The organism is Campylobacter sputorum, from assembly GCF_002220775.1.
In the GTDB taxonomy this organism is placed as follows: Bacteria; Campylobacterota; Campylobacteria; order Campylobacterales; family Campylobacteraceae; genus Campylobacter_F; species Campylobacter_F bovis.
Map to the genome: position 1 here is coordinate 1371748 of NZ_CP019685.1, position 24941 is coordinate 1396688.

General features: G+C 29.2%; 26 protein-coding genes. 3 read left to right on the forward strand and 23 right to left on the reverse strand.

All coding sequences use genetic code 11. The features are described from left to right. Positions 1 to 4 precede the first annotated feature (4 nt). From fliH to lpxB, 19 genes are all read right to left on the reverse strand, one after another. Complete coding sequence (gene fliH / locus CSPB_RS06860; RefSeq protein WP_193625279.1) at positions 5 to 832, reverse strand: flagellar assembly protein FliH; 828 nt, start codon at positions 830 to 832, stop codon at positions 5 to 7. After that, positions 832 to 1860: a flagellar motor switch protein FliG gene (gene fliG / locus CSPB_RS06865; RefSeq protein ID WP_033916268.1), complete on the reverse strand. Its 1029-nt coding sequence runs from the start codon at positions 1858 to 1860 to the stop codon at positions 832 to 834. The genes fliH and fliG overlap by 1 nt, the downstream gene beginning before the upstream one ends. Further along, positions 1860 to 3581, reverse strand: a complete 1722-nt coding sequence (gene fliF / locus CSPB_RS06870; RefSeq protein ID WP_033916269.1) for a flagellar basal-body MS-ring/collar protein FliF — start codon at positions 3579 to 3581, stop codon at positions 1860 to 1862. The genes fliG and fliF overlap by 1 nt, the downstream gene beginning before the upstream one ends. 13 nt (positions 3582 to 3594) lie before the next feature. Beyond that, on the reverse strand, positions 3595 to 4692 hold the full coding sequence (gene hisC, locus CSPB_RS06875) for a histidinol-phosphate transaminase (RefSeq protein ID WP_089193669.1): 1098 nt from the start codon (positions 4690 to 4692) through the stop codon (positions 3595 to 3597). Then, a complete protein-coding gene (pheA, locus tag CSPB_RS06880) occupies positions 4689 to 5768 on the reverse strand; it encodes a prephenate dehydratase (RefSeq protein ID WP_089193670.1) in 1080 nt (359 codons plus the stop codon). Before pheA ends, hisC begins: the two co-directional genes overlap by 4 nt. Positions 5769 to 5778: 10 nt before the next feature. After that, positions 5779 to 6987 carry a diaminopimelate decarboxylase gene (gene lysA / locus CSPB_RS06885; RefSeq protein WP_089193671.1) on the reverse strand — a complete coding sequence of 403 codons (1209 nt, stop codon included), beginning with the start codon at positions 6985 to 6987 and terminating at the stop codon, positions 5779 to 5781. A 53-nt stretch (positions 6988 to 7040) separates the two neighbouring features. Continuing rightward, entirely contained in the window at positions 7041 to 8102 is a 1062-nt protein-coding gene (locus CSPB_RS06890; protein WP_089193672.1) for an LptF/LptG family permease, read from the reverse strand. Further along, the gene (pth, locus tag CSPB_RS06895) at positions 8099 to 8656 is read right to left on the reverse strand and encodes an aminoacyl-tRNA hydrolase (RefSeq protein WP_089193673.1); all 558 of its coding nucleotides are present in this window, start codon (positions 8654 to 8656) and stop codon (positions 8099 to 8101) included. Before pth ends, CSPB_RS06890 begins: the two co-directional genes overlap by 4 nt. A gap of 9 nt (positions 8657 to 8665) precedes the next feature. Then, on the reverse strand, positions 8666 to 9202 hold the full coding sequence (locus tag CSPB_RS06900; RefSeq protein WP_089193674.1) for a 50S ribosomal protein L25/general stress protein Ctc: 537 nt from the start codon (positions 9200 to 9202) through the stop codon (positions 8666 to 8668). Positions 9203 to 9278: 76 nt separating this feature from the next. After that, complete coding sequence (locus CSPB_RS06905) at positions 9279 to 10505, reverse strand: type IV pilus twitching motility protein PilT (RefSeq protein ID WP_089193675.1); 1227 nt, start codon at positions 10503 to 10505, stop codon at positions 9279 to 9281. 7 nt (positions 10506 to 10512) lie between these two features. Continuing rightward, positions 10513 to 11523: a transaldolase gene (locus tag CSPB_RS06910; protein ID WP_089193676.1), complete on the reverse strand. Its 1011-nt coding sequence runs from the start codon at positions 11521 to 11523 to the stop codon at positions 10513 to 10515. An 11-nt stretch (positions 11524 to 11534) separates the two neighbouring features. Beyond that, positions 11535 to 12161: a phosphoserine phosphatase SerB gene (gene serB, locus CSPB_RS06915; RefSeq protein WP_089193677.1), complete on the reverse strand. Its 627-nt coding sequence runs from the start codon at positions 12159 to 12161 to the stop codon at positions 11535 to 11537. A 1-nt stretch (position 12162) separates the two neighbouring features. Next, positions 12163 to 12666: a chemotaxis protein CheW gene (locus CSPB_RS06920; protein ID WP_089193678.1), complete on the reverse strand. Its 504-nt coding sequence runs from the start codon at positions 12664 to 12666 to the stop codon at positions 12163 to 12165. Positions 12667 to 12670: 4 nt separating this feature from the next. Continuing rightward, positions 12671 to 14983, reverse strand: a complete 2313-nt coding sequence (locus CSPB_RS06925; protein ID WP_089193679.1) for a hybrid sensor histidine kinase/response regulator — start codon at positions 14981 to 14983, stop codon at positions 12671 to 12673. 9 nt (positions 14984 to 14992) lie between these two features. Continuing rightward, entirely contained in the window at positions 14993 to 15940 is a 948-nt protein-coding gene (locus CSPB_RS06930) for a chemotaxis protein (protein WP_089193680.1), read from the reverse strand. After that, on the reverse strand, positions 15933 to 16655 hold the full coding sequence (locus CSPB_RS06935) for a UDP-2,3-diacylglucosamine diphosphatase (RefSeq protein ID WP_089193681.1): 723 nt from the start codon (positions 16653 to 16655) through the stop codon (positions 15933 to 15935). The genes CSPB_RS06930 and CSPB_RS06935 overlap by 8 nt, the downstream gene beginning before the upstream one ends. Beyond that, positions 16645 to 17655: an N-acetyl-gamma-glutamyl-phosphate reductase gene (argC, locus tag CSPB_RS06940; protein WP_089193682.1), complete on the reverse strand. Its 1011-nt coding sequence runs from the start codon at positions 17653 to 17655 to the stop codon at positions 16645 to 16647. The genes CSPB_RS06935 and argC overlap by 11 nt, the downstream gene beginning before the upstream one ends. 3 nt (positions 17656 to 17658) lie before the next feature. Beyond that, on the reverse strand, positions 17659 to 18147 hold the full coding sequence (greA, locus tag CSPB_RS06945; RefSeq protein ID WP_033916283.1) for a transcription elongation factor GreA: 489 nt from the start codon (positions 18145 to 18147) through the stop codon (positions 17659 to 17661). 45 nt (positions 18148 to 18192) lie between these two features. Further along, complete coding sequence (gene lpxB / locus CSPB_RS06950) at positions 18193 to 19221, reverse strand: lipid-A-disaccharide synthase (RefSeq protein ID WP_089193683.1); 1029 nt, start codon at positions 19219 to 19221, stop codon at positions 18193 to 18195. 146 nt (positions 19222 to 19367) lie between these two features. Between lpxB and CSPB_RS06955 the strand changes: the two genes are divergently transcribed. Genes CSPB_RS06955 through fldA form a run of 3 tightly spaced genes read left to right on the forward strand, consistent with a single transcriptional unit; the run spans position 19368 to position 20795 of the window. Further along, positions 19368 to 19682, forward strand: coding sequence for a DUF2325 domain-containing protein (locus tag CSPB_RS06955; protein WP_089193684.1), 315 nt, complete (start codon positions 19368 to 19370; stop codon positions 19680 to 19682). Next, positions 19675 to 20307, forward strand: a complete 633-nt coding sequence (locus CSPB_RS06960; RefSeq protein ID WP_089193685.1) for a hypothetical protein — start codon at positions 19675 to 19677, stop codon at positions 20305 to 20307. Before CSPB_RS06955 ends, CSPB_RS06960 begins: the two co-directional genes overlap by 8 nt. Next, a complete protein-coding gene (gene fldA / locus CSPB_RS06965) occupies positions 20304 to 20795 on the forward strand; it encodes a flavodoxin FldA (protein WP_089193686.1) in 492 nt (163 codons plus the stop codon). Before CSPB_RS06960 ends, fldA begins: the two co-directional genes overlap by 4 nt. Positions 20796 to 21477: 682 nt before the next feature. Here the strand turns inward: fldA and CSPB_RS06970 are convergent. From CSPB_RS06970 to CSPB_RS06985, 4 genes are all read right to left on the reverse strand, one after another. After that, positions 21478 to 21960, reverse strand: coding sequence for an aminotransferase class IV (locus CSPB_RS06970; RefSeq protein ID WP_227484165.1), 483 nt, complete (start codon positions 21958 to 21960; stop codon positions 21478 to 21480). Beyond that, on the reverse strand, positions 21926 to 22288 hold the full coding sequence (locus CSPB_RS06975) for a chorismate-binding protein (RefSeq protein ID WP_324248610.1): 363 nt from the start codon (positions 22286 to 22288) through the stop codon (positions 21926 to 21928). Before CSPB_RS06975 ends, CSPB_RS06970 begins: the two co-directional genes overlap by 35 nt. A 781-nt stretch (positions 22289 to 23069) precedes the next feature. Further along, the gene (gene dxr, locus CSPB_RS06980; protein WP_089193687.1) at positions 23070 to 24155 is read right to left on the reverse strand and encodes a 1-deoxy-D-xylulose-5-phosphate reductoisomerase; all 1086 of its coding nucleotides are present in this window, start codon (positions 24153 to 24155) and stop codon (positions 23070 to 23072) included. After that, the gene (locus tag CSPB_RS06985; protein ID WP_089193688.1) at positions 24152 to 24907 is read right to left on the reverse strand and encodes a phosphatidate cytidylyltransferase; all 756 of its coding nucleotides are present in this window, start codon (positions 24905 to 24907) and stop codon (positions 24152 to 24154) included. The genes dxr and CSPB_RS06985 overlap by 4 nt, the downstream gene beginning before the upstream one ends. Positions 24908 to 24941: the final 34 nt, after the last annotated feature.

The following is a 24941-nucleotide window of genomic DNA, read 5'->3' on the forward strand; positions in this document are numbered from 1 at the left end:
ACAACTACTCACCAATTATCTTTTTTACACTCATTAATCTATTTTGAAGCGTAGCATCCAAATTTCCAACATCGCTTAAAAGTATAACTCCGCCGGGACTAATCGCATCATCTGAAGTTATTTTTATTTTCGAATCTTCTTTGGTTAAATTTTGCATTAACTCAAAATCTTTTGGATTTACCTTTAACTCTATATGAGTAGCATCTTTTATATCTTTCATAAGAGCTTTTGCAAGATTTTGTGCGACTATAGATGAGTTTGCATTTACCTCTTTTTGTATAACCTCTTTTGCTATGTCAATAGCCGCTAAGCTTAATTCATTTTCATTTGTGGCCAAAAAATTTTGTAAATTTTGACATTCACTTTCAAGTTTTGAGATAGAACTTAGATATTTTGCATTAAGTTCGTCAAATTTAATGTCAAATTCTGATTTTGCTTTTTCATAACCTTCTTTTTGTGCGTCTTCCTTAGCCCTTAAAATTTCACTATCAAGTCTTTTTTCAAATTCTTTTTCTTGATTTTCTATTTGCATTTGAAGTTTTATAATGTTTCCACTAAGTTCATCTGTTCGCTTCAAAAGCTCTTCTATAAAGCTACTATGAGCTTCTTCTAATGGATTTTGTTTTGGCGTATTTTCTGTTTGAGAACTAACTTCTACAATCTCTTCATTTTGTATAGTTTTGCTCTCTATTGGAGCTATATTTTCACTATTTTCTTCTTTTTTGTTGCTTGCTTTTTGCTCTTCTTCTAAATTTGATCCAATAACTTTAAATCTATATGGTTCAATATTATGCGATGGTGCAACTGAATTTGAAATTACCGTATTTGACATCATTCTATCATCTCATCTTGTTCGCCTATTTGGAACACACCTTGAGAAGCCAAAACTTGAACTTGTTCTACAACTTTCCTTTGAGCTTCTTCAACATCTTTAAGTCTAACTGCACCTAAAAATCCCATTTCTTCAAGAAACGCTTCACTTGCCCTTTGACTCATATTTTGAAGGAATTTTTCTTTTAAAGCTTCACCAGAACCTTTAAGCCCTATCATTAAAATTTTCTTATCAACAACTTTTAAAATTTCTCTTATAGCAGTTGCATTAAGATTTGTAATATCTTCAAATGTAAACATAAGATCTTTGATGGTTGAAGCAAGTTCTGTATCTGCTTGCTCAATCTTTTCAATAGTAGTTTTGCTTGCTTTTTGTCCAAGTCTATTTAATACTTCAGCAACAGCTCTTGGACCACCAACTTCAACTTTATAAGATGTAAGAGAAGCTAGTTTACTTTCTAATACAGTTGAAACTCTTTTTATCACAGATGGGCTGATATCGCCTAAATTTGCCATTCTTAAAACCACCTCACCTCTTAATTCATCATCAAAATAATTAAGCGTTTCAGCAGCACTTGTTACATCCATATGAGCCAAAATTAAAGCTATCGTTTGAGGGTGTTCTTTTGTTATAAAATCTGCAATTTGTTGTGGTTTAATCTTTTCAAGATATGAAAATGATTTAGTTGATTCCATGCTTTTAGAAAGTTTATCAAGAATTTTTTGTGCTATTTCAGGACCAAAGGTTTTATAAAGTATCTCTTTTGCATACTCTATACCGCCTGTTTTCATATATTGATTTGATTGCATTAAAGCATAAAATTCCTCTAAAACAGCCGCGGCTATTTGTCTATCAATACTTTTAGAAATTGCTATATATCTAGAAATTTCAGTTATAGTTTCTATTTCCATGTGTGAAAAAATAAGTGCAGTTGGCTCCTCGCCAAGTTGAATTAATAAAATTGCTATTTTTTCAGCCATAGAAAGGTCATTATACAAAGCCTTTTGTTGTTCAGTGAGTTTTACCATCAAGTATCCTTACTTATAGAAGACATGATTTCCCCATCATTATTTACCAACTCTTGAAGTAATGTAGCAATCTCTTCGGATTTAGAGCTTACAATAGTTTGCATCTTTTCAAGAAGTATATCATATTTTAGCTCCTCTTCGTTAAGATTTCCATCTCTTAATCCAAGTTGTTCTTCAACTTTTTGTTTTGCAGCTTTAAACTTCTCTAAAGTATCTTCTGTGTCTTCTTGTATATCCATTAGACCCAAATCTTCTTTGGTAGGCTCATATTCTTCAATCTGTTCTTCAAGCATTTTTTCGGAAAATGGAACAATAATTTTTTTGTAAAAAATATAAAGAACTAAAGCAGCCAATAGATATTTTACAAGCGTAGTAAAAGGACTTAAGTATAACTCATAAAATCTAGCAATTGTATTTGCTGGTGTTTTAGTTGTAGTTGGCTCTTTAAACTGAAAGTTACTAACTGTAACCTCATCTCCTCTTGCTTGGTTATAACCAACTGCTTGTTTTACTATATTGTTTATAGCAGTTAGTTCATTTTGAGGTAAAGAAACATACTCTATTTCTTTTGTTGGATTTCCATTTTCATCTTTTTTATACTCATATTTTCCATCAACAACCACAGCTACACTTACTCTTTTTATAGTGGCAAATTCTCCTAAAACTTTAGTAATTTTTTTAGAAATTTCATAATTTGTAGTAGCTGAACTCTTTGTATAAAGTTCTGTTTTTTGATTGTCTTCCAAACCTTCTACTGGACCTATATTACTAACTGCTCCTGGAACTCCTCCAACTTCTTTTGGTGCTTTTCCTTCTCTTTTTTCTTCTATATTTTGTTCACTTCTAGCAACTGAGTTTGGATCATAAACTTCACTTTGAAAATCTTCTCTAGCAAAATCAAAATCAATTGTAACTTTTGCTACAACTTTATTATCTCCACCAACTATGGGCGATAAAACATTTATGATTTTTCTCTCATAAGAACTTTCAAAATCTTTTTTATATCTTATTTGTTTAGAAATAAGCTCATCATCTATTACCCCTTCTTCAATGCCAAGAGGGGTTCCATCTTGATCTACAAGCTTAACATTTTCTGCATTTAAATTTGGGACAGAAGCTGCGATTAAATTTTTTATACCAGATATCTGTTTGCTAGTAAGTTTTGAATTTTGTTTTACATTTAAAAGCACAGAAGCTGATGGCTTAATTTGACGCTTAGTAAAAACACTATCTTTTGGCAAAGCTATATGAACAGTTGCAGCTTCTATAGGTGCTAACCCTTCAATAGTTCTTGCAAGTTCACCTTCTAGAGCTCTTTGATATTTTACTCTTTGTTCTTCATCTGTTGCACCAAATTGTTGTTTATCAAAAATTTCAAAACCAACCTTACTATCTTTGGGAATACCAAGACTCGCAATTGCTATTCTTTCTTGATAAACTTTATCATTAGGAACTAAAATTGTACTTTCGTTATAAAGCTTATATGGAACTTTATCACTATTTAGTTGTTGAATAATAAGTGCAGAATCGCTTGGAGAAATATTTTCAAATAAAACACTATATCCATCATAAGTATTACTACTTTGAGATCCTTTATAGATACTTAAAAATACCAAAAATCCTATAACTACAACGATAGAGCCTGCAGCTACTATTCTTTGTCTTAAAGTAAGATTTTGATATAATTTTCCAATCTGATTTACAATAGCTTTAAAATCCATATATACGCTTTACTTAAATTAATTTTTCTAATTCTTTAAAAACTCTAATATTATCTTTTGGCTTACCAATAGTAATCCTAATAGCATTCATTCCATAATTTTTTAAATCTCTTAAAATTATACCTTTTTTTAACAAGTTTTGTGAAATTTCTGTAGCATTTTTTTCTTTAAAAATATAAGTTATAAAATTTGTGTAACTTTTTATATATTTTATATCATATTTTTTAGCAAATTTCTCAAATTTTTTCATTTGAGAAAAATTATTTTTAAGAGTCTTTTGCATAAATTTATCATCGTCCAATGCCACAATTGCAGCCTTTAAACTAAGCGTAGTTATGTTAAAAGGAACTCTTAATTTTGATAACTCTTTTATAATACTTTCTGAAGACACGGCATATCCAACTCTCATTCCACCAAGTCCGTATGCTTTTGAAAAAGTTCCCATATACATTGTATTTTTAAAATCATTTATAAGTTTTTTTACATTTATATGTTTATTACTATCCTTAAAACTAGCAAACTCCTGATAAGCTCCATCAATGACAACTAGAGTGTCTTCATCTATTTTAGATATAAAATCATAAACATCTTTAGCATCCAAACACTCTCCAAGCGGATTGTTTGGGATACAAAGAAATATTATAGAAATTTCTTCTTTATGTTTGTTATAAAGTTCTTCAAACTCAGCTAAATTATGATTTTTAGAGTTTGTTTTATAGACTTTCGCACCAACATGAGAAGCATAAATTTCATACATAGCAAAAGTTGTTCCTGCAACCAAAATAGCACTATTTTCATTGGCTTTGGCATGCATTGCAAACTCAATAGTTTGATCGCTTCCTGAACCTATTATGATATTTTGAGTTTTAACTTCATATTTTTTAGCAAGTTTTTCTTTTAGTTCAAACATACTATCATCAGGATAAAGACTTGCATTTTTAGCACAATCTCTGATAGCTTTTTGAACTTTTTTAGAACATCCTAGTGGATTTTCATTACTGGCTAATTTTAAAACATCCCTCTTTTTTACACCAAATTCTCTTACAACAAGTTCTATTGGCTTTCCTGCTTCATAGTTTGATATATTTTGCAAATGTTTATTAAATTTCACTGTATTTCTCCATTTATATAACTTCCAAGCCACTTAATATCATGACCTCTTTTTAATGCAAGATCAAAAGCACTTTGAACTCTATCATCATCTATATATCCCTCAAAATCTATAAAAAATATAGTTTTAAAATCTTTATTTTTCATGGGTCTACTTTCAAGTTTTGTTAAATTTATACCCTCGTTTCTAAAAATTGAAAGCAAATCGACAAGTCCGCCTGGTCTATGATCTGCATTAACCAAAATAGAGGTTTTATTACGCTCACCTCGAAGTGCTTTAAAATCACTTAAAATTAAAAATCTAGTTTTGTTTGCACAATTATCTTCTATGGTCTCAAAAATAGCTGGGATATTATAAATTTTAGCTGCTATTTTTGAGCAAATTGCTGCACTATTTTCATCTTCTAAAGCCATCTTTGCTGCCATTGCAGTAGATTTTGAAGGGATAAACTCTACATCACTTAGATTATGGCTTTCTAAAAATTTTAAACATTGATTATAAGCTTGTGGGTGAGAATAAATTTTATTTATTTTTTTAAAATTTTCATTTAAACTAACAAAAGAGTGATGGATGTCCATATAAAGTTCTGATACTATTTTTATAGTATCAAATTTACCCAAACAATCAAGAGTAAGCCCAACCGCACCTTCTGTATTGTTTTCGACTGGAACAACTCCGTATTTTGCTTCTTTGTTTATAATCTCTGTAAAAACAGCGTCAATGGTAGCAAGTGGAGTATAAGAACTCATTGCACCAAACCTACTTTCAGCAGCTTGATGCGAATATGTTCCATCAGGACCCAAAAAAGCGACCCTTTGAGGCATTTCTAAATTTCTAGAAACACCAAAAATTTCAAAATAAATTGCCTCAATTGCTTCTTTATTTAAAGGACCGCTATTTTGATTATACAAACGGCTTAAAATTGCTTTTTCACGCTCTGGTCTATATATATTTGTTCCACTTGATTTTTTTAACTCGCCAATTTTTTTAACATGAGTCATTCTTTGATTTAAACATTCTAATATTTTATCGTCTAATTTATCAATTTGTGAGCGTAAATCATCAATATTTTGCATTTTTATCCTTCTATAAACACTCTTTTTCTAATGCTATTTGATACTCGAAACTCTCCCTTTTTCTTATAAGCTTATCTTTGCCATTATAAATTCCAACTTCTGCTGCACGGTTTCTAGTATTATAATTACTTGACATACTAAATCCATATGCACCAGCTGAACTAAAAACAAGCAAATCTCCTCTATTTGTTTTACCAATTTCTACACCTTTAGCAAGAAAATCTCCGCTTTCGCAAATTGGCCCAACTATATCACAAACACTCTTCTCTTCATTTTTATTTTCTAAAGATATATGAGTAACTTTATGATAAGAATTATACAAACTAGGTCTTACAAGATCATTCATAGCACCATCAACTATAATAAATCTCTTTGTTTTATTTACTTTTTCATACAATACAGAACTTACAAAATATCCACTTTCTCCAACAATATATCGTCCAGGCTCACACACAATAGTAACATCAAGTCCACTAAGTGTGCTAAGTATAGCTTGTGCGTAATCATAAGGTTTTATGGTAATTTCATTATCATAAACTATACCTATGCCACCACCTACATCAAAAAATCTTATATTTATTTCAAGTGCGATTAGCTCTCTTAAGAGCTTTGAGACAACATTACAAGCATCATAAATTGGTTTAAGATCGGTTAATTGTGAACCAATATGAAAATGAATCCCAATTGGCTCTATAAAAGGTGAAGACTTGGCTTTTAGATATATCTTTCTTGCAACTTCTATCTCAACGCCAAATTTATTTTCATTTAATCCAGTTGAAATATAAGGGTGAGTTTTTGGATCTATATTTGGATTTACTCGAACTGAAATTCTAGCCTTTTTACCAAGTTCTTGGGCTATTTTTTCAACCCTATAAAACTCAGCTTCGCTTTCTAAATTTAACATAAGTATGTCTAAATTTAGTGCTTCTTTTATTTCATCATCATTTTTTCCAACGCCACTAAAAATTATTTGATAGTTTTTTGCACCAGAGAATAATGCTCTTTTTACTTCGCCTATAGAAACACAATCAAATCCAGCTCCAAGATTAGCCAAAAATTTAAGCACACTTAAATTTGAATTTGCTTTTACAGCATAACAAAGTAACGACTTTCTGGCACTAAAAGCGTTTTTTAAAGAAAGATATTTTTGCTCAATCATATCAAAATCATAGACATAAAGCGGTGTTTTGTAAACTTTTGCTAAATTTATAAAATCCATAATTACCCTTTTTAAATTTAGAGATTATACTTAATTTTATATAAAAAAGAGTTTTAACGATTTGAAAAATAAAGTTTTATGGCAAATAAAAATAGTAAAAATATAGGCAAAACTACGCCTAGTTCTGCAAGTATAACTCCATTTTGAGAAAATCTAATCAAAACATACAATACCCCCCAACAACAAAGCGTTGCAACAACAAAAATAAAACCAAGCAAAGCAAGATTAAAAAACCTATATGTAGATGGTAAAAAGTAGTAAAATATAAGCACCATTATGGGTGCAAAAAGAGGGAAAAATATGGAATTATAAAGAGCAACTTTGAGTGAGTTTATATTTATACCTTCATTTTTAAATGTTTTTATAGCATCTAGTGCGTCATTTATGGAATACGGTGTGTCGCTTTCATAAATATTTTCTATAGTTTTTGGTCTAAATTTTTTAAGTGTTTCTAAATTTTCTAAATGTTGCAGATCAAAACCTTTTGCCATAAACTCTAAATTTGATGGTAAATTTGTTATATTTACATCCTCTAAATTCCATATTTTTCCATCAAATTTACCACTACTAGCAGAAACTATGTTTAAAAGCTTTGTATCGTTTACATCAAAAATATTAATAATCTTAGCATCATTAGTTATAGGATTTAACCTACTTATATAAATATATTTACCATCATACTTTACAAATTTTTCATCTAAATTTTGAGGCATAAAAGATGATGATGTGATGTTTTTTCTATACTCTTTTATATAAGTAAAATCTGTAAAATTTAAAGCTATATAGCTACAAGTAACAATCAATGCTACTAAAAAAGTAGGTATGATAACTCTATTTTTATCTATGCCAAGAGCATAAAAACTTACAAGTTCATTATTTCTTATCATATTAAAATATGTAGCAATAAAAGCAAAAACAAGACTAAGAGGTAAAATATAATTTAGGGCAATCAAAGTTGTAAGAAAAAAGTATATAAGCTGCAAATTTGCACTTTCTGGAAATCTTTTTAAATTTGTTAAAATATCTATACCAGCATAAAATAGCTCTAAAGCTATAAATATAATCAAAAAATATTTAAAATATACATAAGCTATATGTTTAGCATAAATTTTCAATCGCAAAAGCCTTTTTTTAAAGAGTATTTTTGAGATATTTTATCTATATCTTGATTAATAAACTCTAAAGTGGCTTCTTTTGTTATGGAAATAATTTTTTTTACACACTCTTGTTCTTTTTGAGAAAATTTCCCCAAAACAAATTCTACTGTGTCTTTTTTAAGTTCACTTCCTATTCCAACTCTAATTCTATCGTAATTTATTCCTATAGATGCGTCTATTGATTTAATGCCATTGTGTCCACCACTGCTTCCACCATTTTTAAATTTAAGTCTTCCAAGCTTAAGATCCAAATCATCGTGTACAACAATTACTCTATCTATTTTGTAAAAATTTTTAACAGCACTTACGCTTTGTCCAGAAAGGTTCATAAAAGTCATAGGTTTTAAAAAGAGAAGCGAACCTTTTTTATAAAGTTCGCCTTTAAATTTTGTATTTGATATCTTTTCACAATCTAATTCATCTAAAATAGCATCTATTACCATAAATCCTATATTATGCCTTGTATTAGCATACTCAATACCTGGATTTCCAAGTCCTGCTATTAAGATCAAAATTTATCCTTAATTAGCTGTTGTTACTCCAACTATTGCGATATTAGCACTTTCTAACATAGTAACACCATCAGGAATTTTAACATCTTTAACTAAAATATTATCATTAACATCAAGATCGCTTACATCTAAATCAAATGCATTTGGTAAATTTTCGCCAGCACATTTAACGGCTAGTTTTCTTTTGTAATTTACCAAAACACCTTTATTTTTAAGACCTATTGGTGTTCCCGAAATTTTTATAGGTATTAAGTATTTTGAATTAACACCATCTAATACAACTTTTAGATCGACATGTTTAAGCTCATTAGTAACTGGGTGTTTTTGATAATCAACAACAACAACTTTTAAAGTTTTAGAGCCAACTTTTACTTCAAAGGCAAGCTTATCTTTAGAACGAAGCTCTTTTATAAAATCATTGACTTTAAAAGCCGCGTTAATATTTTCTAATCCCTTGCCATAAATATTGGCAATTAGATAACCATCTCTTCTTAAAGTCTTAGTAGACTTTTTATCGATACTCTCTCTAACAATACCTTCTAACATCATTTTTCCTTTATATAAAATAAAAATAAACTTTGATTTTATCTAAAAAACATTTAATATTTTATAAATTTAATTTTTAATCTTCATCATCATCAGAAATTGATTTTATTTTAGGAAGAGAATATCCGGCTTTTTCATAAATATCTTTGATAGATTCTTTATCATTCGTATACAAACTAGTATTAACTTTAGCAAGCTTTGCATTTTTAAGTAAAATTTTAAGATTGTCTCTCTTTGTAGAATTTTCTAAAGCTGATTCTTCTGTTATAACTCCGGCGTTAAACAGATCAAGTAAATGCTGATCAAAAGTTTGCATTCCAAGAGTATTTTTGCTCTCTTTTATAACATCATAAATTTCTTGATCTTTTTTATCAAGAATTTTTTCTTTTACACGATGATTGTTTATGAGAATTTCAACAGCGGCAACCCTTTTTTCATCTGTTGTTGGTATAAGTCTTTGTGATATTATAGCTCCTAAAACCGAAGCAAAGCTCATTCTTATTCTCTCTTGTTCTTCTATAGGAAACATTGATATAACACGATTTATGGTTTCTTTTGCGTCTAAAGTATGAAGCGTTGATAAAACAAGGTGACCAGTTTCAGCTGCATTTATAGCTATTTCTATTGTTTCTAAATCTCTCATTTCACCAACCAAAATAACATCTGGATCTTCTCTTAGCGCAGCCCTTAGTGCATCTTTAAAACTCGTAGCATCTTGACCTATTGAACGTTGATTTACTATACACTTATCATCTTTATAAACAAATTCTATTGGATCTTCAATTGTGATTATATGTGAATTATCTTGCTTATTGATTCTATTGATAATACTAGCCAAAGTTGTTGTTTTACCACTTCCCGTAGCTCCAGTAACTAGTATAATTCCTCTTTTTATATTATCGCAAATGTCTTTTACAACAGGTGGCAAACCCAAGTTTTCTATAGTTGGTAGAATTTTTGGTATAGTTCTAAAAACAGCTGACACTCCATCCATTTGAAAAAATATATTTACACGAAACCTATAATCTTTATTTATCGTATACGTAAAATCTACACTTTTTTTTTCAATAAGTTCGTCAAAACGGGTTCTAAGCAGTTCTTTAGCAAGTGTTAATCCATCTTTTTGTGAAAAAATTTCATCTGACATTGGTTTGATTTTTCCATTAAATCTCCCTCTTACAACTGAACCTGATTTAAAATGAAGATCGCTTCCATTGTCACTAACTAATTTTTTCAAATAAACATCAAGTCTATCTCTTTGTTTATAATCTAGTTCATTTATATCAACAAATTTACTGCTCATTGTTAGTCTATATTTTTTTCTTTAAATCACCCATAATATCTTCAAATGATTTTACAAAAGATGATATGCCATCGTTTAAAAGATCTTTATAAACTTTAGTCATATCTATATCAGCTTTTTTTACAACATCAAAAAATTTATCTATACTATCATCACTTAATGGGCTTTTTTCTTCAAAATGAACATCTCCAAAAGCTTTGATAGTTTCAAGAGGGGCTGTATTTATTGAATTTTTATACAAAAGTTCTTTTACATAATAAGCCTTGTGCAAACTATCTCCTTTTACACCTGTGCTTGCAAAAAGTGTTTTAACATTTGGTAAATTTTTCTTTTGTATTATGTTATAAATTTTTGATGCGTTCATTATACCTATTTGAGAAGTTGGCAGTGATTTTTCATTCATTTTAGTATCTAAAAGCCTATCAAATCTACTTACAAAAACACTTATAACAGCTTTTGGGAGATTGGCTTTGGGAAATCTTTTTATAAACTCGTTAGTTGCATTTTCAAAAGAATCCAAACAATCAAGTGCTTGTTGTGGCGAAAATACAAGAGTTGCATTTATATTTATTCCTTTTTTCATAAGTTCATTCATAGCTTCAAATCCAGCTTTTGTGGCAGGAATTTTAATCATAACATTTGGCATACCTATCGTAGAGTATAAATTTTTACCCTCTTTAAAACTAGCGCTAGCATCATCGTATAAACAAGGATCAACTTCTATACTAACAAATCCATCATCATTATTTGCATAATTTTTCAGCAATTTTTCTGCAGCAAGTCTTATATCTTGTGTGGCTAAAATCTCATAAACAGTTTTTGGATGTTTAAATTTAGAACTTTTTATAGCATTTTCATAATTATTAGAATTGCAAAAAGCATTTTTAAATATCGTAGGATTACTAGTAGCACCATTTATAGTACCTGAAGATATGAGTTCTTTAAACTCACCGTTTATAAAATCTCTTTGCAAAAAATCGCACCATAATGAAAAATTGATATTGTTATTTTTATACACAAAAATACCTTTTATTTAATAAATTTAATGATTTCTCGCAAATCTTTTATATTAATGCAATGCGTTGCTTCTTTTCTTAAAATTTCATTCGCACAAAAAGCAAATGTAAGTCCAGCTTCTTTAAACATAGATATATCATTTGCACCATCTCCAACACACATAACTTCATCTTTTTGTAAATTCATCAAAGATTTAAGCTCTTTTAACATGGCGCCTTTTGAGTATCCAAACATCATTTCTCCGCCAGCTTTTCCAGTAATAATGCCATCTTTTACTTGAAGATAGTTTGCAAAACTTGCATCAAAACCTAATTTTTCTTTGGCTATATCCGTAGCCAAATGATACCCACCACTAAAAACTACAACTTTTATACCTTTTGATTTTAGATGCGAGATAAGTTCTTTTGCTCCTGTTATAAAAGGAAGGTTTGAAGCTATTTTTTTTGCCTCATCTTCCTTCATACCTTTCAAAAAAGAAGCTCTTTTTGTAAAACTTTCATAAAAGTCGATTTTACCAGCCATTGCTTCTTTTGTAATATCTCCAACTTCCTTACTAGCTCCAACAGCTTGTGCAAAATATGTTATAGTCTCGCCATCCATTAATGTAGAATCAAAATCACATACACAAAGCTTTATCATACTAAAACTCACGCTTTAAAAGCGAATCAACTTTTAATATTGTTAAGATATTATTGTCTCTTTTTCCTATTCCATATATCATTCCACCTTTTTCTTTCAAAAGAGTTTCAGGTGGTGCATCAATCCTATTTTTTTTAATTCTTATAGCTTGCGTTAAACTATCTATTAAAAATCCAGCCATATCTTCTTCGTTTTTCATGATAATAAAACGAGTATGATCTGTAGGTTTTGTAGGTGGCAAATTAAACTTTATTCTCAAATCTATAAGAGGAATTACTGTTCCTCTAAGATTAAAAACTCCTAAAATATAATCTGGCACACTTGGAACTCTAGTATAATCAAGAGGTTTTATAATTTCTTTTATATCTAATATAGGAACAGCATACTCCTCTTGCCCAATTATAAAGCCAACTAATTGTATAACCTCATCTTCTCTGTCTACTTGAGTAGGATCGGTTATTTGTTTCTTTTGTTTTTGTAAAACTTGATTTAACTTATCGCTCATAGCTCTACTCCATCTTTAAGTTTTTTCTAACAACATTTTCTAAATATTCTGAAGAATATGGCTTAGTGATATATTCAGTCATACCTACCTCAACACCTCTTAACCTATCTGTCTTACTTGTTCTTGAAGTAACAGCAATAAGAGGTAAGAATTTATATCTAGAATATTTTCTAATCTCGCCTGCAAGAGTATAACCATCCATTCTAGGCATCTCAATATCTATAAGCACAGCATCAATAGTTTTTTCATTAGTTTTAATAATATTTAAAGCCTCAACCCCATTTGCCGCTTCTATTATACTAACACCAATAGGTTCAAGTGATTTTTTCATTATGTTTCTATCCATTTTAGAATCATCAACTACCAAAACAATAAAATCACTTGGTTTTTCTTTTTTTACACTCTCGGAACTATTTTCCATATCTGATTTAATATCAACTTTAATATCTTGTGCCATCTCAATTATATTTCCAACATCTACAATAAGAGTTATTTTACCATCGCCTCTAATTGTTGCACCAGCAATTCCTTTTATATTTTGCAAATAATTACCAAGAGATTTTATAACAACCTCTTCTTGTCCTATTAAACTATCTACAATAATACCTATCTTGCTTTCTACTACACCTATAACAACCACATAAGTCTGTTCGCTACCATCAAATACTTTTTTAACATTAAACAGATCAGAAAGCCTAACAAGAGATATAACCTCATCTCTAAGTCTTAAAACATTTTTGCCTTCAATTGTATAAATATCATCAAGAGGTACTCGAACCGTTTCTAAAACACTGGCCAAAGGAAGTGCATATGTTTCTTCTTGAGAACCTACAAGTAATGATTGAATAATCGCTAAAGTAAGAGGGATTTTTAGTTTTAAAATAGTTCCTCTTCCAAATTCACTATCTATATCTATAATACCATTTAATTTTTCAATATTGGTTTTAACAACATCCATTCCAACGCCTCTTCCTGAAACATTGGTAACTTGTGCCGCAGTTGAAAATCCAGGTTTAAAGATTAATCCAAATGCTTCTTTATTACTCATAGCATCAGCTTCTCTTTCTGTAATCAAACCTTTTTCTATGCATTTTGCTTTTAATACATCAGGATCCATTCCTTTACCATCATCGGCTATTTCTACAACTATATTATTGCCTTCACTATAAGCTTTTAACTGAATGACACCTTTTTCTGGTTTACCAGCTGCCAAACGAGCTTCTGGACTTTCTATGCCATGATCACAAGAGTTTCTAATAATATGAACTAGAGGATCTCCTATAACTTCAACAATTGATTTATCAAGTTCAGTTTCTTCGCCACTAATTTCTAAATCTATTTGTTTATTTAAATCTCTACTTAAATCTCTAACCATTCTAGGGAATTTGTTAAATACTTTTGCTATAGGAAGCATTCTTGTTTTCATGACAGCAAGCTGAATGTCTGTTGTAACTATAGAAAGTGCTGCAACTACTTGATTTAGATCTTCTAAAAATTGCTCTCCGTCATATCTTTCGCTTACATCTTCATAAATTTTAATAAGTCTATTTTTGCCTAAAACAAGCTCTCCAATGAGGCTCATTAAATTATCAAGTCTTTTAACTTCAACCCTAATAGTTTGCTCCATTTGAGTAGAACTACTTGCTGCAACAGCTTTTGAATCAGATTCTTTATTTTCTTTAGCAACAGGAGTTGGTTTTGGTTTAAGGGGAGTAGAAGCTGCAGTATCTTTTTTCTTAGCTCTTCTAGCTTTATCTTCTTCCTTTCTAACTTTAAGAAGTCTTTCTATCTCAGCTTCAACTTCAGATTCGCTAAGAGAATTTACATCTACTTCTTCTTCTGGCTCCTCTTTTACAGGCTCTTCTACCTTTTCTTCTTCTTTTGGTTTTTCTTCCTCTTTTCTAGGAGGCACTGGGGCAGAACCATCTCCACCTGAAATTTGATCTAATCTAGAGCAAACATCAGTTATATCAAGTCCTATTGCAGTATCATTTCCATTATCTCTAATAGATCCTAAAAGATTTTTCATATCATCAACTGATTCTAAAACAACATCCATAACATCTGGAGTTATTTTTAACTCGCTTCTTCTAGCTTTATTTAAAACATCCTCCATATGATGAGTAAGTCTTGTTAATATATCAAAATTTAAAAAAGACGAACTACCTTTTACTGTATGTGCAACTCGGAAAATTCTATTTAAAAGCTCTAAATCCTCAGGATTAGCCTCAAGCTCTACAAGATCGTGATCTATTTGTTCAACTAGCTCAAATGCTTCAACGAGAAAATCTTCTAATATTTCTTGCATATCATCCATTGTTTTCTCCTATTTAGCAGTATTTTTATGTTTATTTACTACTCTCATAACTTCTTTACAAAGAATAGTAGCATCAAATTTAATTAAATAAGCATCAGCACCAGCTTGCTCACCTTGAACAACGCTTTGCTCATTGTTTAATGAAGAGTTGAAAATAATTGGTATATTTTTAAACTTATCGTTATTTTTTAATTTTGAAGCAAAATGATATCCATCCATCAAAGGCATCTCTATATCACTAACTATGATTTTAAGATTTTTTTCTAAATCATCTCCATAAGCATCATAAAGATCCTCCATCTTTTGCATACCATCTACGCCATCTTTAGCTTCAATTACTTTAAGACCCATTTTTTCAAGTGAATCTCTTAAAAGTTTTCTAGCAGTTGAACTATCATCTAAAATTAAGCACAATCCATCTAGCATATCTCTTTTTTCTATATTAAAGTTCATTTTTGGAGAATATATACCAAGCTCTTCAACTATACTTTCAAGATCTAGTATAAGCAAAACTTCATCATTTTCTATCTTGGTCACACCTGTAATTTTACCTTTTTCAAAAGCACCACCTTCTGAAGAAAAACTTGCAGGTTCTATATTTTCCCAGCTAATTCTACGAATTCTCTTAGCTTCATGGACTATAAAACCTATAAGAATATCACTAAATTCAGTGATAATTACTCTTGGTTTTATCTTCAGATCATCTGGAACTTTTACATTCATCCATTTTGAAAGATTTACAACAGGTATAACAACACCTCTTAGATCAAAAATTCCATCTATATATTCTGGAACTCCAGGTAACTCGGTAAGATTTGGCATCTTTATGATTTCGCGAACTTTGGCTACATTAACGCCGTAAATTCCCTCATAAGGACCTTTTTCGCCTTGTTTTATGATTCGAAAATCAACAAGCTCCATCTCACTAGAGCCCATTTTAGAACTATTATCAAACATTATGGCCCCTTAGATTTAATTGTTTGTTTAAGTCGTATTCTACTATAAAATATCTTTGGTCACACGCAAAACTAGATAAATTTATATATCTTTTATTTTCAATAATCAATTCTTTTCCCTGATGATAATGACCTTCTATTATTAAATTTGAATTATAATGACCAATTTTAGGCATTAAAACAGATTTAAAATCACTAATTTTATATGTTAAATTTTTACTGTTTTGGCTTTTTAAAATATATTTTGTTATCTTAAATTTAATCTTTCTATCAATGAAATTTAAAAAAGTTAAAAAGTATTTATTTCTAAGAATTAAAAGTATATGAGCACTTACAAACGGCAGAAATTTATCACCATGTGCTATTAAAACATCGTTTTTATTAATATCTATAAATCTTACAGGCTGAGAATATATATCAAAAACTACAACATTTGGAAATATTCTTTTAAGATTAAAATCATGATTTCCCTCGAAAAAAAATATTTGAGTAGTTTTTGAAATTTCATTTATCAAATTTATCTCATAAGCATAAAAACTCTGCGTAAAATCGGCATAATCAGAAAGAAAATCAAAAATATCTCCAAGTAAAAAAAGCTGTTCAGTCTTTATCTTGCCACTATGAATATCTTCTAAAACACCGATAAATTGCTTTCTTGAACTATTTATGTGAACATCTGCTACAAAAATAGCTCCATTTTTTATCTCATAATCCATGTGCAATTTTTGGAAGTCCAAGACCTTCATCAAATCCAAACATTAAATTTGCATTAGCAATAGCTTGAGAACTTGCACCTTTTAGCAAATTATCTATGGCTGAGTTTATAAAAAGTAAATTTTCATGTTTTTGTGCAAAAATATCGCAAAAATGTGTTCCAACTACATTTTTTACGGCAACTGGTTCATTTTTTACCCTAATAAATGGTGCATTTTTATAAAACTCTCTTAAAATTTCTTTTTCATCTATATCTTCTTTTAAATTTACATAAACACTTACAAGCATTCCTCTTGTAAGCGGAACAAGATGAGGGATAAAATGAAGCGAAATTTGGGAATTTAAAAGCATTTCAATACGCTCTTTTATCTCATCTGCATGTCTATGTTTAAAAGGATTATAAGCATTAATATTTTCATTAACGGAGCAAAAATGACTTGTAGTTTTAAGGCTTTTTCCAGCTCCGCTTACACCGCTTTTTGCATCTATTATAACTCCGAATTTAGTATCTACAAAATTTATAAAAGGCGCTATAGCTAAAAGCGAAGCAGTAGGATAACAACCAGGATTTGCAACTATTCTAGCAGTTTTTATCTTTTCTTTATTTAATTCAACCAAACCATAAACCGCTTGTTTTAAGCCATCTTTGTCAATGTGTGTTGTATAATTTTTCTCATAAAGTTCTAAACTAAGCCTATAATCAGCCGATAAATCTACAACCTTTACATCTTTAAAAGATAAAAGTTCTTTGACAAAATACATAGATTTTTCGTGCGGAAGAGCTAAAAAAACTATATCGCATTTTTTTGCAGCCTTGTTTGGATCTGCTACTTCTATATCCATATCTAAAATGCCATCAAGTAGCGGAAAAATTTCATCTGTTTTACTAGCATTAGAAGCAGCCAAATAAGAAATTTCAAAATTTGGATGATTTAGCAAAATTTTAATAAGCTCTAATCCCGTATAACCACTAACTCCGATAATACCAGCTCTAAATTTCATTTTTTAATCCTCAAATTTTATAGGCTTATAGTAAACTTCTAAAATCTCAACATCACTTGTTCCATTTGGCAAATGGAGTGTTATCTCATCGCCTTCTTTTTTACCGATTAGCTGTTTTGCTAAAGGCGTATTTATGGATATCAATCCTTTAGAAATATCGCTTTCACTAATGCCAACTATCGTATAATGTTTTTCAAGTTCAGTTTCTACATCCAAAATTCTAACACTTGAGCCAAATTTAATGCTATCGTGTGAATAAGTGCTAGGATCAAGTACATTTGCTCTACTTACAATATCGCTAAGCTCTGCAATCTTTGCATCTATAAAAGCTTGTTTTTCTTTTGCCGCGTGATATTCTGCATTTTCTTTTAAATCGCCATGGCTTCTTGCTATGTCTATTTCTTTTACAATTTGTGGTCTTTGAACATTTTTTAAATCTTTAAGCTCTGCTGTAATTTTCTCATAACCATAAGCAGTCATTGGTTCTGTCATAATTTTTCCTTTTTTAGTTTTATTATATCATTTGATTTTAAAATTTTAAGTATTGATCAAATTTGCTACATTTTTTGCACTTCCATTTTGCAAATATTCCCTTAATTCTTTAGATGCCATTACAAATTTATCTAAATTGTAATTTTTATAAGAATTTAATAAATTTCTAGTATTTACTTCATCTTGGATAAACTCATCATTTAACTGCTCTTTTCCCATAAAATCAAAAAATATATTTGCAAGTCCAATATGCTTTAACTTTACAAAAAGTTTTGCTATAAAAATGTCTATAGCTTTTGCCTTATAGCATAATACGAAAGGGGTGCCTATTAGTGCTGATTCAAGCGTTGCCGTTCCAGAGCAAATAAAAGCAAAATCGCTATTTTTCAAAATCCCAGTAGTGCCACTTTGGACACTAAACTCACTCACATCGCCATAAATTTCATCAACTTTATTTTCATAAAAATGCGGCACACAAAGAACTTTTTTCGAGTTTATATTTTTTGCACACTCTTTAAAAATAGGCATTAAACGCTTTATTTCAGATCTTCTTGAACCAGGTAAAAACGCTATTTGATTACAATGTTTATCTTTATCTTTAAATACATTTATCTCATCTAAAAGTGGATGTCCTACATAAATACTGCGAGTATAAAACTGATTGTCAAATGGTAAAATAGAAGCCAAGTTATCGCAATATGCTTCAACCTTTTTAACTCTTTTTGGCTTCCATGCCCAAACTTGTGGCAAAATGTAGTATGTTATTTTAGTTTTTATTCCAGCTTCTTTTATGGCTTTTGCTAAAGGTATATTAAAAGCAGGCGAATCAATTAACAACACATGATTGCATTCTTCGGCAAGTTTTACCATCTCTTTGATAGCTTTTTTTGCTTTAAAGATAAGCGGCACAATTTCCACAAAACCCATTGCCGAAAACTCTTCGCTTCTCATATAAGGATTTCCAAATTTAGGATCAAAAATACCTTTTAATTCATAATTTTCTAAATATTTCAAAACCTCTTTAAAATGCAAATTTGCAGAAGGCTCTAAACACGATATTAATAGCTTTTTCATAAAAATATCATCCAAATTTTTATTTTGATTATATCACATTTAAAGCAAATAGCTATAATTTAGTTATTTGATATTTATTATCAGTTTAATTATAAATTTAGTTTTTGTATTTTATAATAACGATTATCAAATACAAAGGAGATAAAATGTCAGTTTTGGTAGTTGGTGCAGATGAGATAACCCCGATAAAAGCTGTTTTAAATAACTTAGGAGCAGATAAGATAGAACACTGGGACGCAAGAAATGAAAACAGAGTAAATAAAAAACCAATTCCAACTCAAACAGATTGTGTAGTAATGCTTACGAGTTTTTTAAATCATAACACTATGAAAAAAATAAAATCTGAAGCAAAAAAACGAAAAATTCCAGTAGTTTGTGCAAAAAGAAGCGTAAGTCATGTTTATTGCGAATATTGTAAAATCTTTGGTTTAAACAAAGAATGTGAGAACTGCAATGAGTGATAAACTTTTTTTGTATAATTATGTCACACAAAGCAAAGTGCCGGCTTATTATACAAAATTTGCAACTTTAAAGGAAAGTTTGGAGCATTATGCTAACGATCTTTTGTATCCAAAAAATCTCAAATTTACGCAAGCAAAAGATGTATGCTTGCACTCAAATTTGATAATACAAGCATATAAAACCAAAAATTTCAAAAAGTTAAAAAATACAATTGGTTTACCAAAATTAAAAGCTGCACAAATTTACTCAGAACTTATGCACAATGAATATAATTTCGATTTAATATTTAGAGATTTTGTTCATGGAAAAATTGTATCAAAAAATGCAGATAAAAAAGTGTATTGCAAAAATTCTTTAATAATTATAGAAAATGGAGATGAAAAATTAGGCATAATGACAAATTATAAAAAAGTTGATATAAATAATCTAAATTCTTTAAAATGTGATATTGCCAAAGCTTTGGATATAAAACAAAATCAGAATTTACAAAATTTATATATAGTTTGTCCGCGAAATTTAAGTTTTAGAAAACATATAGAAATAAAAACACAAAACAGTGATTATATGGGCGTAAAAATAGTACCATATACACTTACAAATCTTAAAATAAAGGAAAAAAGATGATAGGAATAATCTATGGCTCAACTCTTGGTAATACAGAAGATGTTGCAAACAAAATCGCAAATAAACTAGGACTTGAATGCAAAGTAGTAAATGTAAGCGATATCAATTCTAGCGATATAAATGCTTTTGACAAATTGATAATTGGCTCATCAACATGGAATGATGGAGAACTTCAAGATGATTGGGAAAGTTTTGATTTTGATAGCCTAGAGATTAATGGTAAAACAACAGCCTTTTTTGGCACTGGAGATTCTCAAAGCTATAGCGATACATTTTGTAATGCAATGGGAATATTATATGAAACTTTTAAAGAAAAAGGAGCAAATATAGTCGGACAAACCGATACTAGCGAATATAATTTTGATGAAAGTAGCGCTGTCATAAATAATAAATTTATAGGACTTGCTCTAGACATAGATAACGAAAACGATAAAACAGACGAAAGAATAACTAATTGGATAAATTTAATAAAACCAAATTTTGAGTAATTTAAATTTGGTTTTAAATGTATATTAAAATAAAATTAAAAAAAATAGTAGCGAAAATATCCGCTGTATTTTGGTTATTTTAATATACTTAATTTTATTTTGGTTTATGCAAAAGATTTTGACATGTAAATTTAAAAATATACTATTTTGCCTTTTTAGATTTAGAAATAGTTTTTAAATTTAAAACCTATCTTTTGCTATTTTATAAAATTAATACCTGATTTTTTATCTATAAAATTTAGCATGATGTTGAAATTTTAGTAAAGACTAGATGGTTAATTCTGATAATCTCTCGCAAAATTCACAACTTGCGATATTTAACTTCATCAAAAAGCTATTTTTACAAAGTATGACAAAAAATTTTAGAGAATTTTTTAAAAATTTAATTTGTATTTGCAGTAAGTATTGTGCCATTGCGAGATTTGTGAAGTAAAATCAAAAACAATCCATATAAAATTTTGTAAAGTTTATAAACAAAAATTTATTTAAAGATATATATTGCCACTAAAATTTACTTAGAAAATTTTTAAAATTTTAAATATTTTATAAAATGTTTTTGTAGGAGTAGTCATACAAGTTAATTTCAAATTTTGCATTTTTGATTTCAAAAAATCCTAATATTGCATTTAAGATTGCGAATTTATCAGCCTTTAAGGCTCGCTTGTGCCAAAATCTCACTCCTTTAAAAGCCAGTTTGCAAAAGTCTCTCGCGAGTTGTGCCTTTTAAAAGTGGCGATTTTGGTGTTATCCAAATGCCATGCAAAAAAATTGCGATATTTGCGATTGAAGTGTCCGTTAAAACACCATTTTTCTCCACAATAATATCACTACAATCGCCTTTTTGCAAGAAAAGTTCATTGATTTCACTTCTATCTAAAAATTTTCGCTCGTAAGAAATTTTGCTTTTTAAAACCTTAAAACTACTAAAATTTCGAGCTTTGTAGCTAAAATTTTCACTACTTATAAAATTCCCAAGTTCATCATAGATAATTTTTGTCCTAAAAAGTCTATTATTAGGCACTTTTATTACCTCATTAAAGTCAAATTTCAAATTTTCGTGCACTGAGTTTTGAGCTCTTTTTATGTGAAATTCCAAATTTTGAGCCTCAAAATTTTGCACTTTTATTGTCTCAAAAAGTAAAATAGGCTTTTTTAATAAACTCATCAAATTCCTTTCTTGCAGTGCTTTCAAGTGTAATTCCACCGCCACTAAAAAATTTCAAACCGCTTGGCGAAATTTCAACAAATCTAATCAAAACAAAACTTCTCAAAACTCGTCCATCAAAATGCACAAAAACACCAGTATAAAAACCTCTTTTTTCACGCTCAACTTCCCGTAAAATCTCACAAACTTGCATTTTTGGGGCACCAGTAATAGAACCAGCTGGTAAAATTTTCTCAAACAAATCACCAAAATTTTGCGAGAAATGCTCGCTTAAGCGCCCTGAAATTTTGGTGCTTGTTTGTAAAATTTCGCCTCGTTTTGTTTTAATTTTGCTAAAATAGCGAAATTTCTCTACTTGTACTTCTTAGATATCATACTTAAGTCATTTCGCATAAGATCAGTTATCATTGTTTGCTCAGACAACTTTTTTTGTCATTTAGCAAAATTTCGCGTGCCATTGGGATTTTAGCGTCAATTGTGTCAAAATTTTCCTTTTTAAAATACTATAAAACTAATTTTTAACTATTTATAAAAATTTTCATTTTAAATTTAAACTTACTCACGCCAATTACAACTTTAAGATAATTAATTAAATATGTGTGTAAATTTTAATAATTAAATGCATAAATATATTGAAAATAAAAATAATAATTTTAAATTTTAAGCAATTCTATTTATGATATAAATTTGCTTAAATTTAATATAAAAGAAATTTAAACATAGTTCAAACTATGAAATTTAGCATCAAAGATGAGTATGTTACTTGTAAGATAATTTAGATATTAAAATATAAATTTTAACCTAGAAATGATAGATTTTACACTAAATGTGTAAGTGTGGGTAAAAAAGATTTAAATGTATAAAAATTTAATCAAACTTTAACCTACCTTCATAGACACCCAGTCTTAAAACTTCAAAATAGAATATTAAAAAATTTAATTAAAAACATCTTAGAAATAATCAGCAAAATTTAGAATTTGCTAAAACAATATTTAAAAGCGATGATTTAAAAACACTAACTAATAAGAAAATTTAAAATAAATTACTTGACTCCATCAAGCACATTATAATACTATAATGCTAATAACGACCAAAATAAGACTTTTTACTCATCTTTTTTGCAAGTTTTCTTTCGCAAATTTTCTAACTTCGCTGTCTAGAAAAACCACATCTTCTATATTGTTTGTTTTTATATCTGTAAATTTATCAAGCGAATTAAAAATAACCTTTGAAATATCCAAAAAAGAACACTTTTTATCTAAAAATGAATAAACTCCAACTTCATTAGCCCCGTTTATAATAACACCTAAATCTGGATTTTTTAAAACCTCGTCTTTTAGCGAAAATATTGGATATTTTTTTAAATTTATTTTTTTAAATTTAATGCTTTTTAGTTTTAGCAAATCAACATTTTCTAAAACTTGCGGGACCTTATCTTCAAAAATAGCATGAGCTATGGCTAAAATCATATCTGTTTTTGAAATATGAGCTGTAGTTGAACCATCTTTAAAATGAACTAAAGCGTGAATAGCAGAACTTGGCTCTATTATGGCATTTATATTTTTTATGCCAAAAAGCCAGAAAGCTTCCATAACTTCAAAAAGTTTATTTGCCATAGTTGCACTATCTATAGTTATCTTCGCACCCATATCCCAGTTTGGGTGCTTTAACGCATCATTTGGCGTAACATTTTTTAAAGCTTTTACTGGAGTTTTATAAAAAGCACCTCCACTTGCAGTTATTACAAGCTCTTTTACCTTATGCGGACAGCTAAGCAAAAATTTAAGTCCAAAATGTTCACTATCTATCGGATTTATAGATTTTGTATCTAAAAATTTACCACCTGCTACTAAGCTTTCTTTATTTGCTAGCGCTAGTTTTTTACCACTTTTTTGCAAAGTATAACTTGGCATAAGTCCAGCAAAACCAACTATAGAATTTATAGCTATATCATCATCGCATTCATTTATCATATCTAGCAAGCCATCTTTACTGCAAAAAACTTTATCGTGATTAACGAAAGATTTTAAATTTTTATCTTCTATGCAAACAAATTTTGGCCTAAATTCATCTATTTGCTTATTTAGAATTTTATAATTTTTAGCACAACTTAACGCTGAAATTTTTATACTATGCTTTCTTGCTAAATTTAAAGCATTTACACCTATGCTTCCAGTTGAACCCAGTATAATCATGCTAAAACCAAATACATTGCAACACTAGCAAACAAATACGCATCAATCCTATCTAACATTCCGCCATGACCTGGAAAAATATCTCCACTATCTTTTACACCAGCAATCCGCTTTATATAACTCTCAAAAAGATCGCCAAATACTCCAAAAATTGCTATTAAAAAACTAACTAAAATAGCTTTAATAAAAACAAAATCAAACAAATTATATGAAATCAACGCTCCACCAATACTAGCAATAATAACTCCACCCATGACACCTTCTAAAGTTTTGTTTGGTGAGCTATTAGAAAAAGATGTTTTACCAAATTTTTTACCTACAAAATACGCACTGCTATCGCATACAATAGCTGTAAATAGCATATAAAATATATAATTTATACCAAAGAAAAGATATATCTCAAACATTATAAGAAATGGTGCAAGTGGATATAAAAATGGATATAGTATTTTTAAATTTTCCATCTTAAAATAAGCCACAAACGAAGCCAAAACGAGAACATAACAAGCAATCAATTTTGGAGATATAAAATTTGCTTCATAATTTGAACTAAAAATAAAGACAAAAAGATAAAAAGCCAATGCCAAATAGACTAAATTTTTGTTTTTAATATCAAAAAGTTTTAAAGATTCTAAAAAAGCAAAGTAAATAACTACACCAAATAATAAAAAATTTATAATAAAAATATCTAAAACACATACTAAAGTTAGTAAAGCAAAAAGAATGATTCCTGTGTAAATTTTACTATTCATAACTCTCCTTTTTGTAAATTATAGCTAAAATTTA